At 66.8% G+C, this 22,596-nt stretch carries 28 protein-coding genes; 21 read left to right on the top strand and 7 right to left on the bottom strand.

The features are described 5' to 3' along the window. The first annotated feature begins 66 nt into the window (after positions 1-66). On the top strand, positions 67-864 hold the full coding sequence (locus SOM47_RS04850; protein ID WP_042614661.1) for a DUF3108 domain-containing protein: 798 nt from the start codon (positions 67-69) through the stop codon (positions 862-864). 2 nt (positions 865-866) lie between these two features. After that, complete coding sequence (locus SOM47_RS04845) at positions 867-1,550, top strand: DUF3108 domain-containing protein (RefSeq protein ID WP_042614649.1); 684 nt, start codon at positions 867-869, stop codon at positions 1,548-1,550. Between the two features lie 152 nt (positions 1,551-1,702). Here the strand turns inward: SOM47_RS04845 and SOM47_RS04840 are convergent, their stop codons facing one another. The 3 genes from SOM47_RS04840 to SOM47_RS04830 are packed head-to-tail and all read right to left on the bottom strand — an operon-like array spanning position 1,703 to position 3,522. Next, the gene (locus SOM47_RS04840; RefSeq protein WP_042614648.1) at positions 1,703-2,002 is read right to left on the bottom strand and encodes a hypothetical protein; all 300 of its coding nucleotides are present in this window, start codon (positions 2,000-2,002) and stop codon (positions 1,703-1,705) included. Continuing rightward, positions 1,999-3,270, bottom strand: coding sequence for a UDP-N-acetylglucosamine 1-carboxyvinyltransferase (gene murA, locus SOM47_RS04835; protein WP_320504913.1), 1,272 nt, complete (start codon positions 3,268-3,270; stop codon positions 1,999-2,001). Before murA ends, SOM47_RS04840 begins: the two co-directional genes overlap by 4 nt. Positions 3,271-3,291: 21 nt before the next feature. Further along, positions 3,292-3,522, bottom strand: coding sequence for a BolA family protein (locus SOM47_RS04830; protein ID WP_005408396.1), 231 nt, complete (start codon positions 3,520-3,522; stop codon positions 3,292-3,294). Between the two features lie 53 nt (positions 3,523-3,575). Here SOM47_RS04830 and SOM47_RS04825 point away from each other — a divergent pair, with 53 nt between their 5' ends. The 17 genes from SOM47_RS04825 to SOM47_RS04745 all read left to right on the top strand — a co-directional run bounded on the left by SOM47_RS04825 (position 3,576) and on the right by SOM47_RS04745 (position 17,197). After that, the gene (locus SOM47_RS04825; protein WP_320504912.1) at positions 3,576-4,601 is read left to right on the top strand and encodes a KpsF/GutQ family sugar-phosphate isomerase; all 1,026 of its coding nucleotides are present in this window, start codon (positions 3,576-3,578) and stop codon (positions 4,599-4,601) included. A gap of 61 nt (positions 4,602-4,662) precedes the next feature. After that, the gene (locus tag SOM47_RS04820) at positions 4,663-5,211 is read left to right on the top strand and encodes a KdsC family phosphatase (protein ID WP_042614645.1); all 549 of its coding nucleotides are present in this window, start codon (positions 4,663-4,665) and stop codon (positions 5,209-5,211) included. After that, the gene (gene lptC, locus SOM47_RS04815; protein WP_042614644.1) at positions 5,208-5,768 is read left to right on the top strand and encodes an LPS export ABC transporter periplasmic protein LptC; all 561 of its coding nucleotides are present in this window, start codon (positions 5,208-5,210) and stop codon (positions 5,766-5,768) included. Before SOM47_RS04820 ends, lptC begins: the two co-directional genes overlap by 4 nt. A gap of 68 nt (positions 5,769-5,836) precedes the next feature. Continuing rightward, entirely contained in the window at positions 5,837-6,346 is a 510-nt protein-coding gene (gene lptA, locus SOM47_RS04810; protein WP_042614643.1) for a lipopolysaccharide transport periplasmic protein LptA, read from the top strand. Continuing rightward, positions 6,346-7,065 (top strand): LPS export ABC transporter ATP-binding protein, encoded by a 720-nt coding sequence (lptB, locus tag SOM47_RS04805; protein ID WP_042614642.1) that lies wholly within the window; start codon positions 6,346-6,348, stop codon positions 7,063-7,065. Before lptA ends, lptB begins: the two co-directional genes overlap by 1 nt. A 40-nt stretch (positions 7,066-7,105) precedes the next feature. After that, a complete protein-coding gene (locus tag SOM47_RS04800; protein ID WP_320504911.1) occupies positions 7,106-8,551 on the top strand; it encodes an RNA polymerase factor sigma-54 in 1,446 nt (481 codons plus the stop codon). Between the two features lie 54 nt (positions 8,552-8,605). Further along, positions 8,606-8,938: a ribosome hibernation-promoting factor, HPF/YfiA family gene (gene hpf, locus SOM47_RS04795; protein WP_042614640.1), complete on the top strand. Its 333-nt coding sequence runs from the start codon at positions 8,606-8,608 to the stop codon at positions 8,936-8,938. Positions 8,939-8,959: 21 nt separating this feature from the next. Continuing rightward, on the top strand, positions 8,960-9,412 hold the full coding sequence (locus tag SOM47_RS04790; protein WP_042614639.1) for a PTS sugar transporter subunit IIA: 453 nt from the start codon (positions 8,960-8,962) through the stop codon (positions 9,410-9,412). Then, positions 9,409-10,359, top strand: a complete 951-nt coding sequence (hprK, locus tag SOM47_RS04785; protein ID WP_042614638.1) for an HPr(Ser) kinase/phosphatase — start codon at positions 9,409-9,411, stop codon at positions 10,357-10,359. Before SOM47_RS04790 ends, hprK begins: the two co-directional genes overlap by 4 nt. Before the next feature lie 93 nt (positions 10,360-10,452). Then, a complete protein-coding gene (gene rapZ / locus SOM47_RS04780; RefSeq protein WP_042614637.1) occupies positions 10,453-11,334 on the top strand; it encodes an RNase adapter RapZ in 882 nt (293 codons plus the stop codon). Positions 11,335-11,493: 159 nt separating this feature from the next. Further along, the gene (locus SOM47_RS04775) at positions 11,494-11,886 is read left to right on the top strand and encodes a PTS sugar transporter subunit IIA (RefSeq protein ID WP_101100826.1); all 393 of its coding nucleotides are present in this window, start codon (positions 11,494-11,496) and stop codon (positions 11,884-11,886) included. After that, on the top strand, positions 11,879-12,148 hold the full coding sequence (locus SOM47_RS04770) for an HPr family phosphocarrier protein (RefSeq protein ID WP_042614635.1): 270 nt from the start codon (positions 11,879-11,881) through the stop codon (positions 12,146-12,148). The genes SOM47_RS04775 and SOM47_RS04770 overlap by 8 nt, the downstream gene beginning before the upstream one ends. Positions 12,149-12,150: 2 nt before the next feature. Beyond that, a complete protein-coding gene (gene ptsP, locus SOM47_RS04765) occupies positions 12,151-13,908 on the top strand; it encodes a phosphoenolpyruvate--protein phosphotransferase (protein WP_320504910.1) in 1,758 nt (585 codons plus the stop codon). A 208-nt stretch (positions 13,909-14,116) separates the two neighbouring features. Next, positions 14,117-15,478, top strand: coding sequence for a magnesium transporter (gene mgtE, locus SOM47_RS04760; RefSeq protein ID WP_042614633.1), 1,362 nt, complete (start codon positions 14,117-14,119; stop codon positions 15,476-15,478). 12 nt (positions 15,479-15,490) lie between these two features. Next, positions 15,491-15,757, top strand: a complete 267-nt coding sequence (locus SOM47_RS04755) for a hypothetical protein (protein WP_042614632.1) — start codon at positions 15,491-15,493, stop codon at positions 15,755-15,757. A gap of 70 nt (positions 15,758-15,827) precedes the next feature. After that, positions 15,828-16,628, top strand: coding sequence for a carboxylesterase family protein (locus SOM47_RS04750; protein WP_320504909.1), 801 nt, complete (start codon positions 15,828-15,830; stop codon positions 16,626-16,628). A 116-nt stretch (positions 16,629-16,744) separates the two neighbouring features. Beyond that, complete coding sequence (locus tag SOM47_RS04745) at positions 16,745-17,197, top strand: REP-associated tyrosine transposase (RefSeq protein WP_320504908.1); 453 nt, start codon at positions 16,745-16,747, stop codon at positions 17,195-17,197. Between the two features lie 43 nt (positions 17,198-17,240). Here SOM47_RS04745 and SOM47_RS04740 read toward each other — a convergent pair whose 3' ends face one another. Genes SOM47_RS04740 through SOM47_RS04730 form a run of 3 tightly spaced genes read right to left on the bottom strand, consistent with a single transcriptional unit; the run spans position 17,241 to position 19,236 of the window. Continuing rightward, complete coding sequence (locus SOM47_RS04740) at positions 17,241-18,191, bottom strand: aspartate carbamoyltransferase catalytic subunit (protein ID WP_101100831.1); 951 nt, start codon at positions 18,189-18,191, stop codon at positions 17,241-17,243. 18 nt (positions 18,192-18,209) lie between these two features. Further along, positions 18,210-18,677 (bottom strand): Holliday junction resolvase RuvX, encoded by a 468-nt coding sequence (gene ruvX / locus SOM47_RS04735; RefSeq protein WP_042614628.1) that lies wholly within the window; start codon positions 18,675-18,677, stop codon positions 18,210-18,212. Further along, positions 18,670-19,236 (bottom strand): YqgE/AlgH family protein, encoded by a 567-nt coding sequence (locus tag SOM47_RS04730; RefSeq protein WP_192083056.1) that lies wholly within the window; start codon positions 19,234-19,236, stop codon positions 18,670-18,672. Before SOM47_RS04730 ends, ruvX begins: the two co-directional genes overlap by 8 nt. A gap of 76 nt (positions 19,237-19,312) precedes the next feature. Between SOM47_RS04730 and SOM47_RS04725 the strand changes: the two genes are divergently transcribed. After that, positions 19,313-21,106, top strand: a complete 1,794-nt coding sequence (locus SOM47_RS04725) for a DUF4153 domain-containing protein (protein ID WP_320504907.1) — start codon at positions 19,313-19,315, stop codon at positions 21,104-21,106. Then, entirely contained in the window at positions 21,103-21,645 is a 543-nt protein-coding gene (locus SOM47_RS04720) for a DNA-3-methyladenine glycosylase I (RefSeq protein WP_320504906.1), read from the top strand. Before SOM47_RS04725 ends, SOM47_RS04720 begins: the two co-directional genes overlap by 4 nt. A gap of 152 nt (positions 21,646-21,797) precedes the next feature. Here SOM47_RS04720 and SOM47_RS04715 read toward each other — a convergent pair whose 3' ends face one another. Further along, positions 21,798-22,505: a YitT family protein gene (locus SOM47_RS04715; RefSeq protein ID WP_042614624.1), complete on the bottom strand. Its 708-nt coding sequence runs from the start codon at positions 22,503-22,505 to the stop codon at positions 21,798-21,800. Positions 22,506-22,596 lie beyond the last annotated feature (91 nt).

Raw genomic sequence — 22,596 nt, 5'->3', positions numbered from 1 at the left:
GTTGCTGAACACGCGCTGCTGACCCAAGCGCTGGCATGCTTCCCTTCTCTTACGTTGCTGGCTGGTATGAAGAACACGACGCTGCTCCGTCCCGCGCTGTTGCTGTCCGCCCTGTTCTGCCTGGCGGCGCTGCCTTCGGCTGCGCAGCAGGCACCGGAGCCCGCACCCGCCGCGCCGGCCGTGCCCGCGCTGCCCGCGCTGGCCTGGGAACCGCCCGCCCTGGAACCGTTCACCGCCACCTACCAGGCCTTTTACAAGGGTAAGGAAGCAGGCGACGCCACCATGCGCGTCACCCATGCCGGTGGCACGCAGTGGCGGGTGGACATGCAGGTGGTCGGCCGCCGCGGCTTCGCCAGCGTGCTGGGCCTGAACCTGGAACAGAGCACTGTCTTCGAGAACCATGGCGGCCAGTACGTGCCGTTGAGCCAGAGCACCGTGCGCAAGGGCCTGTTCCTCGGCAAGAAAGTTACCGGCACCTATGACTGGCAGGCCGGTACCGCACGCTGGACCGGCGATCTGAAGAAAGAACGCACGCAGCCGATTCCGCTGCAGGCCGGTGACCAGAGTGCGCTGCTGTTGAACCTGGCGATCATGCGCGACGCCCGTCCCGGCAGCGCGATGCATTACCGGTATGTCGACGTGGGCCGCGTGCGCCAGCACGATTACCAGTCCGCCAGCGCCACCGAAAGCGTGCAGGTGGGCGAGCTGTCCTACGACGCGCTGCGCGTGGCGCGCACAAATGGTGGCAACGACGAAACCATCCTGTGGATCGCCAACGGCGTACCAACGCCGGTGCGTATCCTGCAACGCAAAGATGGCCAGGACTACATCGACCTGCGCCTCATCGAATACCAAGGAGTCTGAGCATGACCACGTTCCAACGCCCGCTGACCTGGATCGCCGCTGCCGCCCTGTCGGTAGCCAGCCTGCCAGCGATGGCACTGCAGCCGTTCAAGGCCGATTACCTCGCCAGCTACATGGGCATGCAGGCCAACGGCACGATGACCCTGGCCAGCGAAGGCACCGGCAAATGGCGTTACAGCCTGAAGGTGAAAAACCAGCTGGCCGACCTGAGCCAGAGCACCGTGTTCGAGGAAGCCAACGGCCGCCTGCGTCCGCTGAGCAGCCAGGACAGCTCCGTTCTGCTGGTCAAGAAGCGCAACGTGCAGGCCAACTACAACTGGACCAGCAACCAGGCCACCTGGACCGGCGACATCAAGCCGGACCGTGCAGGACCGGTGGCGCTGAAAGCCGGCGACATGGATGCGCTGCTGATCAACCTGGCGATCGCGCGCGACCTGGCCGCCGGCAGGCCGCTGAACTACCGCATGGTGGACGAAGGCCGCATCAAGCCGATGAGCTACCGCGTGGTCGGCAAGGAAGCGGTGACGGTGGCCGGCAAGAGCTACGAAGCGACCAAGGTGTCGCGCGTGGATGGCAACAAGGAACTGATCGCCTGGATCGTGCCGGAGTTCCCGGTGCCGGCGCGCCTGCTGCAGCGCGAAAGCGGCAAGGACGCGCTGGACCTGACCATCAAGGGCTTGAACTGAGGTAACGGTAGGGACGGTCGCTGGCCGTCCTGCCAGGTGGTTGACGCATCGGTAGGGACGGCCGCTGGCCGTCCTGCCAGGTGGCTGACGCATCGGTAGGGACGGCCGCTGGCCGTCCTTCACCGCGCTGACGGCCAGCGGCCGTCACTACCTTATTCGGCCTGGAACACCGTGCGGCAGTCCACGCGGATCTGCTCGCCGGTGCTGCGCCACACGAAGGTGCGGCACTCGCGGTTGCCATCCTTGGTATCGGTCGCGCCCACCGCGTGGAAGGCCTGGATGATCTCGTCACGGGTGACCGTGCCATCGCCGTTCCAGTCCATGTCCTTCTGTTCCACGCCCTTGGTGATGGCGATGTCGGCGAACCAGGCATAGCCCAGGTACGCCAGCATCAGCAGCACCAGCGCCAGCAGCGCCTTGCGGCGGCGGGTGAACTTCCCGCGCAGGATCATTGCACGCGCCTGATGGTGGCACCGAGCGCGGACAGCTTTTCTTCGATGTTCTCGTAGCCACGGTCCAGGTGGTAGATGCGGTCGATGGTGGTATCGCCATCGGCCATCAGGCCAGCCAGGATCAGCGACGCCGACGCACGCAGGTCGGTCGCCATCACCGGCGCGCCGCTCAGGCGTTCGGCACCGCGCACGATGGCCGTGTGGCCTTCCACCTGGATGTCCGCGCCCACGCGCAGCAGTTCGTTGACGTGCATGAAACGGTTCTCGAAGATCGTTTCGTTGATCACGCCCACGCCATCGGCCACGCAGTTGAGCGCCATGAACTGCGCCTGCATGTCGGTCGGGAACGCCGGGTACGGCGCGGTGGTCAGGTTGACCGCCTTCGGCCGCTTGCCGTGCATGTCCAGGGTGATGGTGTCTGCGGTGGTGCTGATGCTCGCACCGGCCTCGATCAGCTTGGACAGCACCGCTTCCATGGTGTCCGGGCGCGCTCGGTTCACCGTGACGCTGCCACCGGTCATCGCCGCAGCGACCAGGAAGGTGCCGGTTTCGATGCGGTCCGGCAGCACTTCATGACGGCCGCCGCCGAGCCGCGGCACGCCTTCGACCACCAGCCGGGCGGTGCCCAGGCCTTCGATCTTCGCGCCCAGCGCGATCAGGCAATGCGCCAGGTCGGTGACTTCCGGTTCCATCGCGCAGTTGTCCAGCACGGTGGTGCCCTCAGCCAGCACGGCGGCCATCAGCACGTTCTCGGTGCCGGTCACGCTGACCATGTCGAAGGTGAAGTGACCGCCCTTCAGGCGCTTGGCGCTGGCCTTGATGAAGCCGTTCTCCACGACGATCTCGGCACCCAGCGCCTGCAGGCCCTTGATGTGCTGGTCCACCGGGCGCGAACCGATCGCGCAGCCGCCGGGCAGCGACACTTCGGCTTCGCCGAAGCGGGCCAGCAGCGGGCCCAGCACCAGGATGGACGCGCGCATGGTGCGCACCAGTTCGTAGGGCGCAACGTGCTGGTTGACCGGACGCGGGTCGACCACGATCGCGCTGCCGCGCGACAGCGTGCCCTGGTCGATGGTCACCTTGGCACCCAGTTCGCCCAGCAGCTTCACCGTGGTGACCACGTCGTGCAGGTGCGGCACGTTGGTGATTTCCACCGGCGCATCGGCCAGCAGGGTCGCGCACAGGATGGGCAGGACGGCGTTCTTGGCGCCGGAGATGCTTACTTCACCGTGCAGCGCATTGCCGCCGGTCACAACGATCTTGGCCATGTATCAGGGTCTTTTCCAGGTTCAGCCGGCTTCGGCCGGGGTCACGGTCTTCAGCGCCAGCGCATGGATAGCGCCGCCCATCAGATCGCCGAGGGTGGCATACACCATGCGGTGGCGGGCCAGCGGCATCTTGCCGGCGAAGGCTTCGCAGACCACGGTCGCTTCGAAGTGCACGCCATCGTCGCCCTGCACGTCGGCGCGGGCGCCCGGCAGGCCGGTTTCGATCAGATTGCGGATGGTGTCGGCGTCCAACGGGCTTTCCTAATAAAATGTCCGCACATTCTACTCTGCTGCGTGGCGCTCGCATGGCTGATCCCACCCTGCCCTTCCCTGCTGCCGGCCTGCCGGCCCGCCTTTCCGCCGACCCGGCCGCGCTGGTGGCCAGCGGCAAGCGCGTGTTCCAGATTGAACGCGAAGCCCTGGACGCGGTCGCTGCCGGGCTGGGCGAAGCGTTCCAGCAGGCATGCCAGCACATCCTGTCCAGCCGCGGGCGGGTGGTGGCCACCGGGATGGGCAAGTCCGGGCACATCGCGCGCAAGATCGCCGCGACCCTGGCCTCCACCGGCACCCCGGCGTTCTACGTGCACCCGGGCGAGGCCGGCCACGGTGACCTGGGCATGATCACCGAAGCCGACGTGGTGCTGGCGCTGTCCTACTCCGGTGAGTCCGACGAGCTGCTGATGCTGCTGCCGGTGCTCAAGCGCCAGGGCAACCTGCTGATTTCCATGACCGGCAAGCCGCAGTCCAGCCTGGCCCGCGCCGCCGATGTCCACCTGGACGTCAGCGTGCCCGCCGAAGCCTGCCCGCTGGCGCTGGCGCCGACCTCCAGCACCACCGCCTCGCTGGCGATGGGCGATGCGCTGGCGGTGGCGTTGCTGGATGCACGCGGCTTCACCGCCGACGACTTCGCCCGCTCGCACCCGGCCGGCAGCCTCGGCCGCCGCCTGCTGCTGCACATCACCGATGTCATGCACAGCGGCGATGACCTGCCGCGCGTGGATGCCGGCGCCAGCCTCAGCGAAGCCCTGGTGGAGATGAGCCGCAAGCGCCTCGGCATGACCGCCGTGGTCAACGCCGACGGGGTGCTGATCGGCCTGTTCACCGATGGTGACCTGCGCCGGGCGCTGGACAGCGAACTGGACGTACGCAGCGCGAAGATCGCCGAGGTGATGACCCGCAGCCCGCGTACCATCGGCGCCGACCAGCTCGCCGTGGAAGCGGCGAGGCTGATGGAAACCCATAAAATCAATGGCCTGGTGGTGGTCGACGACGCCGGACGCGCGGTCGGCGCGCTGAACATTCATGACCTGTTGCGGGCGCGGGTGGTTTAACCGAACCCACCCCGTCCCCATTCATCCCTTACCGCACGACAACCCGGATACCTGCAACCCAATGCCCTGGTCCCCCCTGCCTGCCTTCCCTGCCCACCTGCATGCCGCCGCGGCGCGCATCCGCCTGGCGTGTTTCGACGTGGACGGCACGCTCACCGATGGTCAGCTTTACTACGACCGTGAAGGCAACGAGAGCAAGGCATATTTCGTGCAGGACGGCCTGGGATTGAAACTGCTGCAGAAGCACGGCATCCACCCCGTGCTCATCACCGCGCGCAACAGCCAGTCGGCGTTGAAGCGCGGCGCGGACCTGGGAATCGACACCCAGATCGCGGTCGGCGACAAGCTGGCCAGCGTGCAGGCCCTGTGCGTGCAGCACGGCATCACCCTGGACCAGGTGGCGTTCATGGGCGATGACCTGCCCGACCTGGGCCCGCTGTGCCATGTGGGATTGGCCGTGGCCCCGGCCAACGCGCATCCGTGGATCGCCGAACGCGTGCACTGGCAGACCCGCGCCGAGGGTGGCCGCGGTGCCGCGCGCGAGCTTTGCGACGTCCTGCTGGCCGCGCAGGGCCGCGTCGACGCCGTGCTTGCAGGGTTCGGCGCATGAACTGGCGCACCGCCATTGGCGCGACCCTGCTGGTTGTGGCAATCCTCAGCGGCTGGTCGCTGCTGCGTAACCGCGACAAGGGGCCGCAGGCCATCGTCGACGATGGCAGCGTGGACTACGTGCTGCACGACTTCCAGATTGTCATGCTGGACGATGAAGGCAAGGAATCGACCACGTTGCGCGCGCCGCGGCTGGAGCGCCTGCGTGCCGACCAGACCCTCACCATCGCCACCCCGGTGTTTGAGATGCCCGGGCAGGACGGCAACCACTGGACGATGCGTTCGGAAACCGGCTGGGTCAGTGCCAAGGGAGATGAAATGCGCCTGCGCGGCAACGTCGCCGGTGACAGCCCGACCGTGGGCAACACCCCGCCGACCACGTTCCGAACCACCCATCTGAATGTTTTCCCCAAGGAAAACCGGGCCCGTACCGATGCGCTGGTGACCATGACCCGCCCGGGCATGGAACAGAGCGGCGTCGGGTTCGAGCTGGATTCCGAGAACAACACGTATCATTTCCTCAGCCAGTCCAAGGGCCGCTACCTGCCCCGGCGATGACCCTGCGGCATGCTGCTTCCCTTTTCCGCCTGGCGTGACCAGGCCACCCTCCGGCAGAAACGGACACGATGAAAATCCACCTTGCAGCCCTTTGTGCGCTCAGCCTGATGTTGCCGCTGCTGGCCAGCGCGAAATCCACCGACCGCAACGAACCGATGAACATCGATGCCGGCGCGCAGACCGGCACCCTCACCGGTGACGGCAAGACGCTGATGTCCGGCGGCGTGGTCATCACCCAGGGTTCGCTGGACCTACGTGCAGCCAATGCCGAGATCCAGATCAAGGGCGGCGAAGCGGTGCGGGCGATCTTCACCGGCAAGCAGGCCACCATGCGCCAGCAGATGGACGATGGCACCTGGATGGATGCCACCGCCGACCGCATCGACTACGACATCACCAGCGAGATCATCACCCTGACCGGCAATTACAAGGTCACCAGCGCGCGCGGTACCAACGCAGGCCAGCGCATGGTCTACAACACCCGCAGCGGTGAAATGAACAGTGGTGGCGACGGCAGCCGCGTGCGCACCGTCATCCAGCCCAAGAACAAGGCGCCGGCCGCCGGGAGCAGCAAGTAATGCTCATCGCCAAGGGCCTGCGCAAAAGTTACAAGCAGCGCGAAGTGGTCAAGGACTTCGGCCTGACCCTGGAGGCCGGTGAAGTGGTCGGCCTGCTGGGCCCGAACGGTGCCGGCAAGACCACCTGTTTCTACATGATCGTCGGCCTGGTGGCCGCCGATGCCGGCAGCATCGTGCTGGACGGCAAGGACATCACCAGCGACCCGATGTACACCCGCGCCAAGCAGGGCGTGGGCTACCTGCCGCAGGAACCGTCGGTGTTCCGCAAGCTCACCGTGGCCGACAACATCCGGCTGGTGCTGGAACTGCGTGATGATCTGGACCGTGCCGGCCGCGAGCGCGAACTGGCCGGCCTGCTGGACGAACTGCAGCTGGGCCATGTCGCCGAACAGCAGGGCGCCAGCCTGTCCGGTGGCGAGCGTCGCCGCTGCGAAATCGCCCGTGCGCTTGCTGCACGGCCGCGCCTGATCCTGCTCGACGAACCGTTCGCCGGCGTCGATCCGATCTCGGTCGGCGAGATCCAGCGCATCGTCACCCACCTCAAGCAGCGCGGCATCGGCGTGTTGATCACCGACCACAACGTGCGCGAAACCTTGGGAATCTGCGACCGGGCGTATATCCTCGCTGAAGGTACGGTGCTGGCCCAGGGCGCGCCTGCGGACCTGCTGGAAAACGCAGACGTCCGTCGTGTCTACCTGGGAGATTCCTTCAAGCTGTGAAGGCGGCCGCCGGACCCTTCCTTTTACGTTGGGCGGTGGCATGAAGACGCGGTTGCAGACATCGCTGGGGCAGCACCTGGTCATGACGCCACAGCTGCGCCAGGCCATCCGGCTGCTGCAGATGTCCACCACCGAACTGGACGTGGAAATCGCCGAGGCGGTGGAAACCAACCCACTGCTGGACTGGGCGGAGAACGCCGAACCGGTGCCCGGCAGCGACCAGCCCACCGAACAGCCCTCCCCCGACCAGCAGGTGCGCGACAGCGACGCGCCGGCCGGCACCAGCGCCGGCGATGATGACTGGGCCCCGGCCGAAGTGGACTGGAGTGGCGGTGCCGGCAGCGGCGGCTCCTTCGACGATGACGACCTGGGCAGCGCCGCCGAGCGCGTCGCCGAGACCGAGACCCTGGCCGACCACCTGCTGTGGCAACTGCATCTGTCGCATCTGTCATCGCGTGACCGCAACATCGGCGCCGCGTTGATCGATGCGATCGAAGACGACGGCTACCTGCGCGAGCCCCTCTCCGGCATTGCCGAAACACTGCTGCCGGCCATCCACGCCGGCGACGATGAAATCCTGACCGTGCTGCACCAGATCCAGCGCTTCGACCCGGTCGGCGTGGGCGCACGCGATCTGGGTGAATGCCTGCGCCTGCAGCTGGACGTGCTTCCGGCCGACACCCCGGCGCTGGCGCTGGCCCGGCAGATCACCGACGGCCCGCTGGAGCGGCTGCCACGCAGTGGCGTGGCCGGCATCGCCCAGGAGCTCAAGCACCCGGTCGCCGACGTGGAAGCGGCCGTGGCCCTGCTGCGGTCGCTGGACCCTCGCCCCGGCACCCAGATCGCCCCGGTCAGCCAGGACACCTACGTGGTACCGGACGTGGTGATCTGGCGCCAGGCCGGCGTCTGGCGGGCCGCGCTGGCTGGCCACGCCGGGCCGAAGGTGATCATCCACCGCGGCTACGAAAGCATGATCCGCCGCTGCGGCGAAGCCGATGCGGGCTACCTGAAGACCCAGCTGCAGGAAGCGCGCTGGCTGTTGAAAGGCCTGGAAGCACGCGGTGAAACCCTGCTGCGGGTGGTGAACAGCCTGCTGCAGCAGCAGGCTGGGTTCCTGGAGTTCGGCGCGCAGGCGCTGCGTCCGCTGACCCTGCGTGAGATTGCCGGCGAGCTGGGCCTGCACGAGTCCACGGTGTCGCGCGCCATCGCCCGCAAGCACGTGCGCACCCCGCGCGGCACCATCCCGCTGCGCGCCTTCTTCGCCTCGGGCATCGACACCGAAGGCGGCGGCGAAGCCTCCAGCACCGCCATCCAGTCGATGATCCGCCGGCTGATCGACGACGAAAATCCGCGCAAGCCGCTTTCTGACGCCAAGCTGGCTGACCTGCTCAAGACATCGGGCATACCGGTAGCGCGCCGGACCGTGGCGAAGTATCGTGAAGCCATGAACATTTCCGCCTCGCACGAAAGAGTCCGGATCGCCTGACGCACACCGCGCCCGGCGGAGAGGTTCATTGGCAAATCCAAAAGGAGAAACCCGATGCGCATTGAAACGTTTGGCAAAGACGTCGAAGTCACCCCGGCCCTGGAAAAGTACGTGGCGGACAAGCTCGCCCGGCCCGGTAAGCACTTCGTCGGCGAACACTGCGAAACTCGGGTCACGCTGAAGCTGCAGAAGAACGAACACCACGTCGATGCCACCGTGAACATCCCCGGCCAGACCCTGCATGCCGAGGCCAGTGGCCAGACCATGTACGCGGCGATCGACATCCTGGCCGACAAGGTCGACCGGCTGCTGACTTCGGAGAAGGAAAAGAAGCAGCAGAAGAAACAGCAGCACGTCCCCCTGCCGTTGAGCGACAATGAAGTCTGATGACTTCACGTTCCCCCTGATATGCCCCTGACCGATCTGATGGCCGCCGTGCAGACCCAGGTCTGCGCGGCTGCCGACCGCGAGAGTGTGCTGCTGGCAGCGGCCCAGCTGCTGGCCTGCCGCCAGGCCAACACCGAACAGATTCACCGCAACCTGTGCGAGCGCGAAGCACTCGGCAGTACCGCCATCGGTCACGGCATCGCCATCCCGCACGGCCGCGCACCGGCGCTCGAACGTCCGCGCGGCGCCCTGCTGAAACTGCTCCAACCAGTGGACTTCGGTGGGGACGAGCCGGTCGATCTGGTGTTCGCCATTGCCGTGCCGTCCCATTACACCCACCAGCACCTGATGCTGCTGTCCGAACTGGCCGAGCTGTTCTCCGAGCCGGGCATCCGCCAGGCGTTGCGCGATGCACCCGATGCCGCCGCGCTGCGCGCCATCATCGATCTTCCGCCACCGGCGAGTGCCGCATGAATACCAGCATCACCGCACGCGAGCTGTTCGACCAGCAACGCGACCGCCTCGCCCTGCGCTGGGTGGCCGGGCAGAAAGGCGAAAAACGCGAACTTGAAGCCGGCAATACGGTATCCCGGCGTCCTTCGCTGGCCGGTTACCTCAACGCCATCTACCCCAACAAAGTACAGATACTCGGCACCGAGGAACTGACCTGGCTGGATTCGCTGGATTCCCGCCACCGATGGGAAACCATCGAAAAGATCATGCAGTCGCACCCGCTGGCGCTGGTCATCACCCGCAACCAGCCCTGCCCCGAAGACCTGCGCGCGGCCGCTGATGAGTCGAACACGCCGCTGTGGCTTTCGCCCAAGCGCGGCCACGAACTGCTCAACCACCTGTCCTACCACCTGGCGCGCACGCTGGCGCCGCGGGTGATCCTGCATGGCGTGTTCATGGAGATCTACTCCATCGGCGTGCTGATCACCGGCGAAGCCGGTTCGGGCAAGAGCGAACTGGCGCTGGAACTGCTCAGCCGCGGCCATCGGCTGGTCGCCGACGATGCACCGGAGTTCACCCAGATCGCCCCGGACGTGCTCGATGGCACCTGCCCGGAGCTGCTGCAGGACCTGCTGGAAGTGCGCGGCCTGGGCGTATTGAACGTGCGCGAGATGTTCGGTGACACAGCGGTAAAGAAGAACAAGTACCTTCGGCTGATCGTCCACCTGACCAAGCCGATGACCGAACCCAGCGCTTACGGATACGAACGCCTGACCGGCGACTCCGGCACCCGCCACGTACTGGACCTGGACGTGCCGCTGATCACCCTGCCGGTGATGCCCGGCCGCAACCTCTCGGTGCTGACCGAAGCGGCTACCCGCCTGCATATCCTGCGCACCAAGGGAATCGATCCGGCCGCCATGTTCATCGCCCGCCACAGCAACCTGCTCGAACGCCGCACCCCGTAAGCCCGGTAGTGACGGCCGCTGGCCGTCAACCACCAGCATCAGGTAGTGACGGCCGCTGGCCGTCAACCACCAGCCCCCAACAAAGAGTCCGCCATGAACCGCCCTGCCCCGTCCGCCCCGACCCTGATCATCATCAGTGGCCTGTCCGGCTCCGGAAAGTCCGTGGCCTTGAAGACCTTCGAGGACCAGGACTACTACTGCTCGGACAACCTGCCGATCGACCTGCTGCCGGCGTTCGTACGCGGCGTGCTGGGCGCACCCGGCAGTGCCCCGCGGCGGCTGGCGGTGGGCATCGACGTGCGCGGCCAGAGCGACCTGGGCCAGCTCGAACAATGGCGGCAACTGGCCGATGAAGCGGGGGTGCGCGCGCAGCTGCTGTTCTTCGAAGCGAGCGACGAAACGGTGCTCAAGCGCTATGCCGATACCCGCCGACGCCACCCGCTGAGCCAGCTCGGCCTGTCCCTTCCCGAAGCGATCGCCCGGGAGCGCGAACTGACCGCACCGCTGCGCCGCGCGGCCGATGCGATCATCGATACCAGTACGTTGAACGTGCACCAGCTGCGCCGCCGCATCGTCACCGAGTACACGCTGGGCCACACCACGCCGCTGTCGCTGCTGTTCGAATCGTTCGCCTACAAGCGCGGCGTACCGGCCGAGGCCGACTTCGTGTTCGACGCCCGGGTGCTGCCCAACCCGCACTGGGACCCGGAACTGCGCCCGCTGAGCGGCCGCGAAGGCGGCGTGCGCGATTACCTGGAAGCGCAGCCGGAGGTGCAGCGCTACGTCGGCCAGCTGACCGATTTCCTGGATACCTGGCTGCCCAAGCTGGGCAACGACACCCGCAGCTACGTCACCGTGGCGTTCGGCTGCACCGGCGGCAAGCACCGCTCGGTCTTCCTGGCCGAACGCCTGGCCCGGCATGCCCGCGAACAGGGCTGGAAGGACGTCGCGACCTACCACCGCGAACTCGACTGAAAAAAGGGGAAAAAAGGGGACGGAGGGGATTAAGTCGTTATTGGCTACTGCACGCCAATAACGACTTAATCCCCTCCGTCCCCTTTTTTATGAATACGGAACACTGAAGGGCTCTGCGCCCGCTATCGCAGCGTCATGCCGACCTGTTAACGTTCAAGCATGACCTGTGGCATTCTCCTCGTAACACATCCTGGCGTCGGATCGGCCCTGCTTGAGGTGGCGACCCGGCTGCTGCGGCATCTGCCGCTGAAGACTGAAGCGTTCGACGTACCGTTCGATGCGGATCTGGACACCTTGCTCCCGCTCGCTTCGGCCGCCCTGCGGCGGGTGGACGGGGGTGACGGGGTGCTGATCCTGACCGACCTGTACGGTGCCAGCCCCAGCAATCTGGCCGCCCAACTGGCCAGGCTGGGAACGCCGGCCCGTCGGGTTGCCGCACTAAGCCTGCCGATGTTGTTGCGTGTGATGAATTATCCGGAACAGGGACTGGATCAACTGCCCGCCACTGCGGCGGCGGGCGCGCGCAATGGAGCGATAGTCGACGATGCTTGAGAAAGAACTCACCGTAACCAACCGCCTGGGCCTGCATGCCCGCGCTACGGCGAAGCTGGTGCAGGAACTTGCGCCCTTCCGCTGCAACGTGACCATGGCCGCCAAGGGCCGTGAGATCAACGCCAAGAGCATCATGGGCGTGATGCTGCTGGCCGCCGGCCAGGGCACTCCGGTCACCATCCGCATCAATGGCGAAGACGAACAGGCGGCGATGGATGCCGTGGTCTCGCTGTTCGAGCGCCGTTTCGACGAGGACAGCTGAGCATGCCGCGCGTCCGTGCTGGACTGGCACCCACCGGCCTGCGGCCGGTGCAGCTGCTGTCCGGCCACGGCGCGTCACGCGGTACCGCGCTGGGGCGCGCACGGGTGCGCCTGGCGCATGCGCTGGAAGTGGCCGAACAGCGCGTGGCCCCTCAGCACGTGGACAAGGAACTCAAGCGTCTGCACGTCGCGCTGGATGCCGCGCGCAAGGAAATGCTCGACCTGCGCCAGCGCCTGCAAGGTGCGCTGAACCAGGAAGCCGGCGAGTTCCTCGACCTGCATGCACTGCTGCTGGACGATCCGGAACTGCTGTTCGGGCTGGACGAATTGATCCGCAGTGGTCCCTACAGCGCCGGCTATGCACTGCGCCTGCAGCGCGACCGCCTGGCCAAGGTCTTCGACGGCATGGACGATGCCTACCTGAAGAGCCGCATGGACGACCTGGACCATGTCATCGGGCGCATCCACGCCTTCCTGCAGCCGGTGCTGCCGCCGGCGGTGAAAGGCCTGGCCGGCGAAATCCTGGTCTGCGACAACATCGCCCCTTCGGAGATGGCCCAGCTGCAGTCACAGGGCGTAGTGGCCATCGTCACCACGGCCGGCAGCGCGCTGTCGCACAGCGCGATCCTCGCCCGCAGCCTGCACCTGCCGCTGATCGTCAACGTGCCCGGGCTGCTGCAGAAAGTAAGCGACGGCGACGTGCTGATCGTGGATGCCAGCGATGGCAGCATCACCGTCAATCCGCAGGCACAGAACCTGCGCGACTACCGCGTACGGCTGAAGGAACATGCGCGCGAACAGCGTGAACTGGGCCGCCTGCGCAGCAAACCCAGCCGCACCCGCGACCAGGTCGACATCGCCTTGCTGGCCAACGCCGAATCGCTGGAAGACGTGACCCAGGCGCATGCGTTCGGTGCGCAGGGACTGGGCCTGTACCGCACCGAATTCCTGTTCCTGCAGCGCAACGAGCTGCCGGACGAAGAAGAACAGTTCCAGGCCTACCGCGATGCCGCGCTGGGCATGGCCGGCAGGCTGGTGACCATCCGCACGCTGGACCTGGGCGCGGACAAGGCCGACCGCACCGGCCTGACCCTGAGCAACGAAGACAACCCGGCGCTGGGCCTGCGTGGCGTGCGGCTGTCGCTGGCGCGCCCGCTGGTGGCCGATACGCAGCTGCGCGCGATCCTGCGGGCCAGTGCCTACGGCAAGGTGCGCATCCTGATACCCATGGTCAGCACACGCGAAGAACTGCTGGCCGTGCGCAGGCGCATGACCCGGCTCACCGCCCAGCTGCGCGCCGAAGGCCACGCCGTCAGCGAACGTGTGCCGCTGGGCGCGATGATCGAAGTGCCGGCCGCCGCGTTCGCACTGGAAAGCTTCATCGACCTGGTCGACTTCCTGTCCATCGGCACCAACGACCTGGTGCAGTACCTGCTGGCGGCCGACCGCAACAACGAAGCGCTCGGTGAACTGTATTCGCCCCTGCATCCGGCCGTGCTGCGGCTGCTGAAGCTGGTGATCGAAACCGGCCAGCGCCATCAGGTCCCGGTGGCGGTATGCGGTGAAATCGCCGGTGACGCGCGCCTGGCCCCGATGCTGCTTGCACTCGGCCTGACCGAGTTCAGCCTGCATCCCGGCACGCTGCTGGAAGTGCGCCGCGCGATCCGCCAAAGCGACCTCGGCGAACTGCGCGCCCGCGCCCCGAAGCTGCTCGCCGCCCGAGACCGCCGCAGCATCGAACGCTGGATCAACGGCAACTGACCGGTAGTGACGGCCGCTGGCCGTCAAAGCGGTAGTGACTGCCGCTGGCCGCCAGATGCGCAATGACGGCCAGCGGCCGTCACTACCGGCGCCGCCGCGCCGCGGCGCTACCGCACTGACACACACGCAGGCGATAATGACGCGCTGACCACCCCTCATGCCGCATCCTCTCCAGGATCGCAGCCTTTTCTTTCCTGCGGGAGTTCCGATGGCCGAGGCCGTACGCCACGACAAGACCGCGCGCCAGCTGCGCCTGCTTTCCGATGCGCTGGACAGTGGTCGACTGGGCCCCGTGCGTCGCCTGGTCAACACGCTGGCCCCGGCCGAAATCGGCAACCTGCTTGAATCGCTGCCGCCCGGCAAGCGCGAAGTGGTGTGGGGCCTGGTGGACCCGGAAGACGACGGCGAGGTGCTGGTCCACGTCGGCGACGAGGTGCGCGAAAGCCTGCTGGCGGACATGGACCCGGACGAGATCATCGCCGCGGTCGAAGACCTGGACATCGATGACCTTGCCGACCTGGTCGAAGACCTGCCCGACACCGTCATCGACGAAGTCCTCAAGTCGATGGACCGCGAAAACCGCGAGCGGCTGGAACAGGTCTTGTCCTATCCCGAGGACAGCGCCGGCCGCCTGATGAACCCGGACGTGGTGACCGTGCGCGCCGACGTCAATGTCGACGTGGTGCTGCGCTACCTGCGCCTGCGCGGCGAACTGCCCGACCACACCGATCATCTGTTCGTGGTCAGCCGCCGGCATCAGTACCTGGGGCGGCTTTCGCTTGCGGCACTGGTGACCCACGAAGACACCACGCCGATCAACCGATTGATCGACGACGAGCAGCCGGCCATCGACGTTGGCGAGAGTGCCGATGAAGTGGCGCGGCAGTTCTCCGATCATGACTGGGTCTCAGCGCCAGTGGTGGATGACAACAACATCCTGCTCGGCCGCATCACCATCGATGACGTGGTGGATATCATCCGTTCGCAGGCCGAGCACCAGGCACTTGGCGCGGCCGGCCTGGACGAAGAAGAAGATCTTTTCTCGCCGATCAAGCGCGCCGTACGCGGCCGCGTGGTCTGGCTGGGCATCAACCTGTGCACGGCGTTCCTCGCCGCCAGCGTGATCGGCCAGTTCGAACTGACCCTGCAGAAAGTGGTCGCGCTGGCGGTGCTGATGCCGATCGTCGCCGGCGTCGGTGGCAATGCCGCGGTACAGGTGCTGACCCTGATGGTGCGCGGTATCGCGCTCGGCCAGGTAGGCCCCAGCAACGCAAGGATCCTGCTGTGGAAAGAACTGCGGGTGGCCATGATCAACGGCACCCTGATCGGCCTGCTGGTCGGCCTGATCGCCTTCGTCTGGTTCCACAGCTGGCTGCTGTCGATCGTCATCACCCTGGCCTTGATGATCAACTTCTGTGCCGCCGCACTGGCCGGCGTGCTGCTGCCACTGATGCTCAAGCGCATGAACGTGGACCCCGCCGTGGCCGGTACCGTGGTGGTGACCGCGGTGACCGATGTCATGGGCTTCTTCAGCTTCCTCGGCCTGGCCACCCTCATCCTGCTGCACTGACCGGTACCGACCATGGCCACCACCGTAGACAACTATTTCCAGGCCGGCTGGCGCGACCAGCAGCACACCTGCGCAGCCTGCGAGTGGAAAGGCAGCTCGCGCGCGATGGTGATGGAACTGGCCGAGGACGTGACCGAGTACGACTGCCCGGTGTGCGAAAACCCGCTGCTGATCGTGGTCCATCCAGATATCGACCAGGTGCAGGCCGCTGCGGCTTCGGGCAATGAAGAAGCCCAGCAGCAGCTGGAGATCATCGCCAGTTTCCCGCGCCCGGACTGATGCACTGCACGATGCCGGCGGATGCGCAGGCCGCTAGGATGGAAGCGTTTTCATCCTGCCAGGATTTGTCATGCATCGCCTGCTGCTGCGCTTCACCATTGCCGCCACCCTGCTGATGTCGCTGGTCGGTTGTGCCACCACGCCGGACCCCGCGGCTGGGCGATTTGAATCGCGCAGCGTTACCGTGGACGGCCACGTGTCCCGTTACCAGGTGTTCGTGCCCGCCGATGCCGTGCGCGCGGCCGGGCCGTTGCCGGTGGTACTGTTCCTGCATGGGTCCGGTGAGCGCGGCCGCGATGGCATGAAGCAGACCACGGCGGGCATCGGACCGTACCTGCGCGAGCACGCCAGCACCTTCCCGGCGCTGGTGGTGCTGCCGCAGGTGCCCAACCGGCAGGAATGGGACGGCCTGAACAACCGCGTCGCGCTGGCGGCACTGGATGCCACGCTGGCCGAGTTCCCGGCGGATCCGTCGCGGCAGTACCTGACCGGCATGTCGATGGGCGGCTATGGCAGCTGGAACATCGCGCTTTCCGCGCCGGACCGGTTCGCAGCCATCGTGCCGGTATGTGGCGCGGTGATCGCCCCGCGCGAAGAACGCCAGACCCTTTTCGTCGCCGCCGTCGCCAACGAAGCAGACCCCTACGCCGCGCTGGCCCAGCGCCTGAAGAACGTGCCGGTATGGATGTTCCATGGTGCGAAAGATGATGTCGTGCTGCCCGACGATGACCGCAAGCTGCATGCGGCATTCAAGGCCGTCGGTGCTGCGGACGCACGCTACACCGAGTATCCCGAAGGCAACCACAACGCCTGGGACGCCACCTATGCCGATACCGCGATGTGGACCTGGCTCCTGGCGCAGAAGCGCTGACAACGCAGCATCGACGCTCGGTAGTGACGGCCGCTGGCCGTCAAAGCACCACGCGCTGACCCCAGCCTGCCCGCTCCCCCTACTCCAACGCACCTCCCTCCATCGCACGATGGCGCATGAGCAGTGAACAACTGAATCGCGGACGACGGTCCCTCCCCGGGCAGGTTTACGTCCTGAGTACTACATGCCACGCGCGACAACGCAGGTTCCTGACAAAAGCCTCGGCCGATTGCGTGATCAATCAATTCCATGAAATGCAGACTCAGGGACGCGTGTGCTCGCTTGCCTGGGTCGTGATGCCGGACCACATGCACTGGATGCTGGAACTGAAGTCGGGAACGCTTGCGCAACTTGCCCGACGCGTAAAGTCATCGAGCGCGCTGGCGCTCAATCGCATGAGCGGAACCGTGGGGCGCGTGTGGCAAGCGGGGTATTTCGATCATGCGGTGAGGAATGATGAATCGCTTGAACGGCAGGCGAGATATATCCTCGCCAACCCGGTGCGTGCCGGGCTGGCGTGTGCAATCGGGGAGTATCCGTTTGCGTGGTGCGTTTGGGGGGTCGATTGACGGCCAGCGGCCGTCACTACCAGGCCAGCGGCCGTCATTACCTTCAGCCGAGCAACGTTTCCAGTACGGCCATGCGCACGGCGACGCCGTTGGCGACCTGGCGCAGTACCCACGACTGCGGGCCGTCGGCCACTTCGTCGGTGACTTCCACGCCGCGGTTGATCGGGCCGGGGTGCAGCACCGCGGCATCCTTGCCGGCGCGGGCCAGGCGGGCGGCGTGCAGGCCGTATTGCTGGTGGTACTGCTCCAGCGATGGCACCAGCCCTTCTTCCATGCGCTCGCGCTGCAGGCGCAGCATCATCAGCGCATCGACGCCTTCCAGCATCTCATCGAAGTCCTGGCCGACCACGCACCCCTTCAGCGTGTCATCGTCTGGCAGCAGCGACTGCGGGCCGCACACGCGGATCTCGCCCACGCCCAGCGTGCGCAGCGCGTGCAGGTCAGTGCGGGCCACGCGCGAATGCTTTACGTCGCCGACGATCACCACCTTCATCTTCGAAAAATCACTGCCCTTGGCCATGCGCAGGGTCAGCATGTCCAGCAGACCCTGGGTGGGGTGCGAACTGCGGCCGTCGCCGGCATTGATCAGCGCGGTGCCCTCACCTGCCGCCGCGGCCAGTGCCGCCACCGCGCCGTCGTCCGGATGGCGCACCACGAAGCCGCGTACGCCCATCGCTTCCAGGTTGCGCAGCGTGTCGGTCGCGGTCTCACCCTTGCGGGTGGACGAGGTGGACGCATCGAAGTTCAGCACGTCCGCGCCCAGCCGCTGCGCGGCCAGCTGGAACGAGCTGCGGGTGCGCGTGGACGGCTCGAAGAACAGCGTGCACACCGCCGAACCAGCCAGTACCGCGCGCTTGTTGCCGACCCGTCCAACGGCCGCATCGCGGATCTGGCCGGCGCGGTCCAGCAACTGCAGCAGGGTTTCGCGTGGCAGGCCCTGCAGGGTGAGCAGGTGGCGCAGGCGTCCGGATGAATCGAGTTGCGAGGCAGTCATGGGCAGGCGGTCGGCAGGTCAGGGAATGGGGGTGGCGTCGTCCGGTGAAGACAGCCAGCGGTCGATGATCACCGCAGCGGCCACCGCATCCAGGGCAGCGGCATCGCGGCGGCGCTTGCGCCCTTCGGCGCGTTCGACGGCAAACCGGCGCGCGGCTTCGACCGAACTGGAACGCTCGTCGATCATCGCCACCGGTAGCTTGAAACGTTCCCGCAGCTGGCGGGCAAAGCCCTGCGCGCGCTTGCGGTTGGGCTGGTCCTGGCCGTCCAGGGTGAGCGGGTCACCCACCACCAGGCCGTCCGGACTCCACTCCTTGATCAGGCGTTCCACCGCGCCCCAGTCCGGGCCACTGCCGTGCACGTCGATCACCGCCACCGCGCGCCCATGCGCGGCGAAGGCACTGCCGATGGCCACGCCGATGCGGCGCGAGCCCACGTCGAAGCCGAGCACGGTGCCGTCGCGGCGGATGGCCGCCGGCTCAGACATGGCCGCTGTAATCGGTCAGCCGGAACAGGTCCACGCCGATGCGCGCGGCAGCTCCCTGCCAGCGCTGCTCGTACGGGGTGCGGAACAGCAGGTCGGCGTCGGCCGGCACGGTCAGCCAGCTGTTGTCGGCCAGTTCGCCTTCCAGCTGGCCTTCGCCCCAGCCGGCGCAGCCCAGGGTGACCAGCGCATTGGCCGGCCCCTCACCGCGCGCCATCGCTTCCAGGATGTCGCGCGAGGTGGTCAGGTACACGCCTTCGCCGACCAGCAGGCTGGACTCCCACGGACGCGCATCGTCGTGGATGACGAAGCCACGTTCGGGGTGCACCGGGCCGCCGTTAAGCACGGGCCGCTGGCGCAGTTCGTCGTCATCCGTGGTGATGTCCATCTGCGCCAGGACTTCACCGATGGTGTAGTCCGAGGGCTGGTTGACCAGCACGCCCATGGAACCGTTCTGGTCGTGCTGGCAGATCAGCGCGACGCTGCGGGCGAAGGGCTCGTCGGCCAAGGAGGGCAGCGCGACCAGCAGGTGATGGGCAAGGGAAGTCGAAATCTCGGACATGGCTGCATTCTAACCGCTGGGCCGTGTGCAGGCGCGTGAGACGGTAGGATGGCGGCCACCGAGCAAGGAGCCTGCGATGTCCCCCAGCACGACGCTGCCCCCATCCACCCGAAGTGCCATTGTGTTGATCGCCCTGCTGCAGGGCCTGCTGTTGTATCTGGCGCAGCAGCTCGACGGAAGCTGGCCGCTGCAGGACGTCGGATCGCGCTATCGCTGGTATGCGTGGGTGCTCAGCGTTCCCAGCGCCATCGCACTGACCGTGGTGGACCTGCGTGACCGTCGGCTGTGGCTGCACGCGTTGCTGGCATCGGTGGTGGTACTGGGGCTGGCCAGCTGGATCGGCTGGAACCTGGAAGGAGAACCCGGCCTGCGATCAGAACCGCTGCGCATGCCGTTCTCGCTGGCGATGGCGATCGCCACCTTCATCAGCCTGCCGTGGTGGCAGCACCGCCTGCAGCACGGCCACTGGCGCGCCAGCTACGATGCGCTGTTCGAACGCGCCTGGCAGAACGGCCTGACCCTGGCGCTGGCGCTGCTGTTCACCGGCCTGACCTGGTTGCTGCTGTGGTTGTGGGCGTCCCTGTTCGGCCTGCTGAAGATCACGTTCTTCACCGAATTGTTCCGCGAAGATGCCTTCATCGCGCTGGCCACCGGCACCCTGGCCGGCTTCGGCATCCTGATCGGGCGCACCCAGCAACGCGCCATCCAGATCACCCGCCAGGTGCTGTTCGCGGTGTGCCGGGGGCTGCTGCCGTTGCTGTCCTTCATCACCGTGATCTTCACCCTGAGCCTGCCGTTCACCGGGCTGCAGCCGCTGTGGGAGACCCGGTCGGCCGCCTCGCTGCTGCTGGTGCTGGCGCTGCTGCTGGTCACCTTCACCAACGCGGTGTACCAGCATGACAACGACCAGCCGCCCTACCCGCGCTGGCTGCGCCGGCTGGTGGAAGCCAGCCTGCTGGCGCTGCCGGTGCTGTCCGCGCTGGCGCTGTACGCGGTGTGGCTGCGCATCGGCCAGTACGGCTGGACCCTGGAGCGTTTCTGGGCATTGCTGATCGCGGTGCTGGTGACCGGCTATGCGCTCGGTTATGCACTGGCCCCGTTCGGTCGCGGGCGCTGGCTGCAGCGGTTGGAGCCGGCCAACCGGATCATGTGCTGGGGGGTGCTGGGCGCGGCGCTGCTGGCCAGTTCGCCGCTGTTGGACCCGGTACGGATCACCGTCGCCAGCCAGCAGGCACGCCTGCTGGCCAACCCTGATGGCATCACCACGGCGGACGCGATGATGCTGCGCTTCGACCTCGGCCGGCGGGGCGTGGCGACACTGCGCGACCTGCAGCAGGATCCCCGTTTTACTGCCGATGCGCGGGCGGCCAGCGTGGCCACCCAGGCCCTGGCGCGCACGGCGTACTGGGGCGGCGGGGAGCAGGTGATCGACGATGGCATCCGCGACCTGGCCGCGCTGCGCAAGCGGCTGGTGCTGGCCGAAGGCTCCGCCACGCCCCCGGACAGCTGGTGGGACGCGATGGTGGCGCGCAAGGTGGAAGCAGGCGGCTGCCTGGAGGCCGACGCGCGCTGCCTGGTCACCACCCGTGATTTCGATGGCGACGGTCAGGCCGACGTGCTGCTGTGTGGTCTCATCGCACGCTCCGGTGCTTACTGCCAGCTGCACGCATCTGGTACGGCCGGCTGGTGGACGGTGGGCTCCTATGCGTTCCTGCGCGAGAAAACCGACACGCAGGCCGCCGCCATCGAGGCGGCCCTGCGCGGTGGCCGGTTGACGCTGAAAGCGCCGCGCTGGCCGGAACTGGTAGTGGAAGGCAGCGCCCCGTCCAGTATCGGCAACCTGGCCAAAGAACCTGGGGAAGCACCATGAGCGGATACTGCAGCATCGCGCCGGGCCACCCGGTCCACGGGCATTACCACGACCACGAATACGGCTTCCCGCAGCGCGCAGAAGCCGAGCTGTTCGAGCGTCTGCTGCTGGAAATCAACCAGGCCGGGCTGAGCTGGGAAACCATCCTGAAGAAGCGCGAAGGCTTCCGCCGCGCTTACGACGGCTTCGACGTGGACACCGTGGCGGCCTACGCACAGCCGGATATCGACCGCCTGCTGGGCGACGCAGGCATCATCCGCAACCGGCTGAAAGTGCTGGCCGCCATCCACAATGCGCAGGTCATCCAGGGCCTGCGTGCCAGCCATGGTGGCTTCGTGGAATGGCTGGACGCGCACCACCCGCTGGACAAGGCCGGCTGGGTGAAGCTGTTCAAGAAGACCTTCCGGTTCACCGGCGGGGAGATCACCGGCGAATTCCTGATGAGCCTGGGCTACTTGAAAGGCGCCCACGCCGACGACTGCCCGGTGCAGAAGCGGATCCTGGAACTGAAACCGGCCTGGTCCCAACCGTCGCGTTGACCAACGGGGATGACGGCCAGCGGCCGTCACTACCCGGCGCCGCGACCCACCCGGTAGCGCCGAGCCATGCTCGGCGGCCTTTCGCCCCGGCGCGGCGATCCACCCGGTAGCGACGGCCGCTGGCCATCAGTTTTCTCGCGTCGATCGTTGCCTCAAACGCCCATGTACCGGCCCGGGCGATGGTTGAACATCAGCACCAGGCTGAGCACCACCGCGCCGATGGCCGAATACATCACCTGGATCGGCGACAGCACGCTGAATGCCACGAGCATCAGCATCGCATCGAAGCTCATCTGCACCTTGCCGGCACTCCAGCCACGCGTCCGTTGCAGGTACACCGCCAGGATGCCAATGCCGCCCAGGCTGGCGCGGTGGCGGATGAAGAACAGAATGCCCAGCCCGGCCAGCGCACCGCCCACCAGCGCCGAATACAACGGCGCGATATGGGCAAAATCCGCCCAGCGCGGCAGCAGGTCGGTCAGGATGCCGCAGGCGGTGACCGCCGCGAAGGTCTTCAGGGTGAACTCCCAGCCCATCCGGCGCACGCCCACCCAGTAGAACGGCAGGTTGACCAGCACGAACACCAGCCCGAAGTTCCAGCCGGCAGCGTAATGGATCAGGAAGGCCAGCCCGGCCATGCCGCCGATCATCAGCCCGCCCTTGGCGAAGATCGCCAGGCCCAACGAGGCCACAAGCGTTGCCAGCACCATGCCCTGCACGTCTTCGGCATGGGAATGGCGCAGCGCGCGGTCGTCCTGCGGGGTGCCGGCGATATCCGGCGGCGGCGTCAGCGGACCAGCGGTGACGAGGTGGCCGTCAGCGTCGTCGCACGGCGCGGGGCCATGGGATTGGAGGGACATGAGCGTGGGGTGTCGCGGTGGGGAGTCGTATTAGACACGATCCCGATGACAGTTGCAGGTGAAATCATTCACAGTCGTGACGGCGGGGGGG

The organism is Stenotrophomonas sp. CFBP8980 (assembly GCF_034046095.1).
Classification (GTDB): domain Bacteria; phylum Pseudomonadota; class Gammaproteobacteria; order Xanthomonadales; family Xanthomonadaceae; genus Stenotrophomonas; species Stenotrophomonas lacuserhaii.
This window is presented reverse-complemented; position numbering and strand designations above follow the sequence as displayed.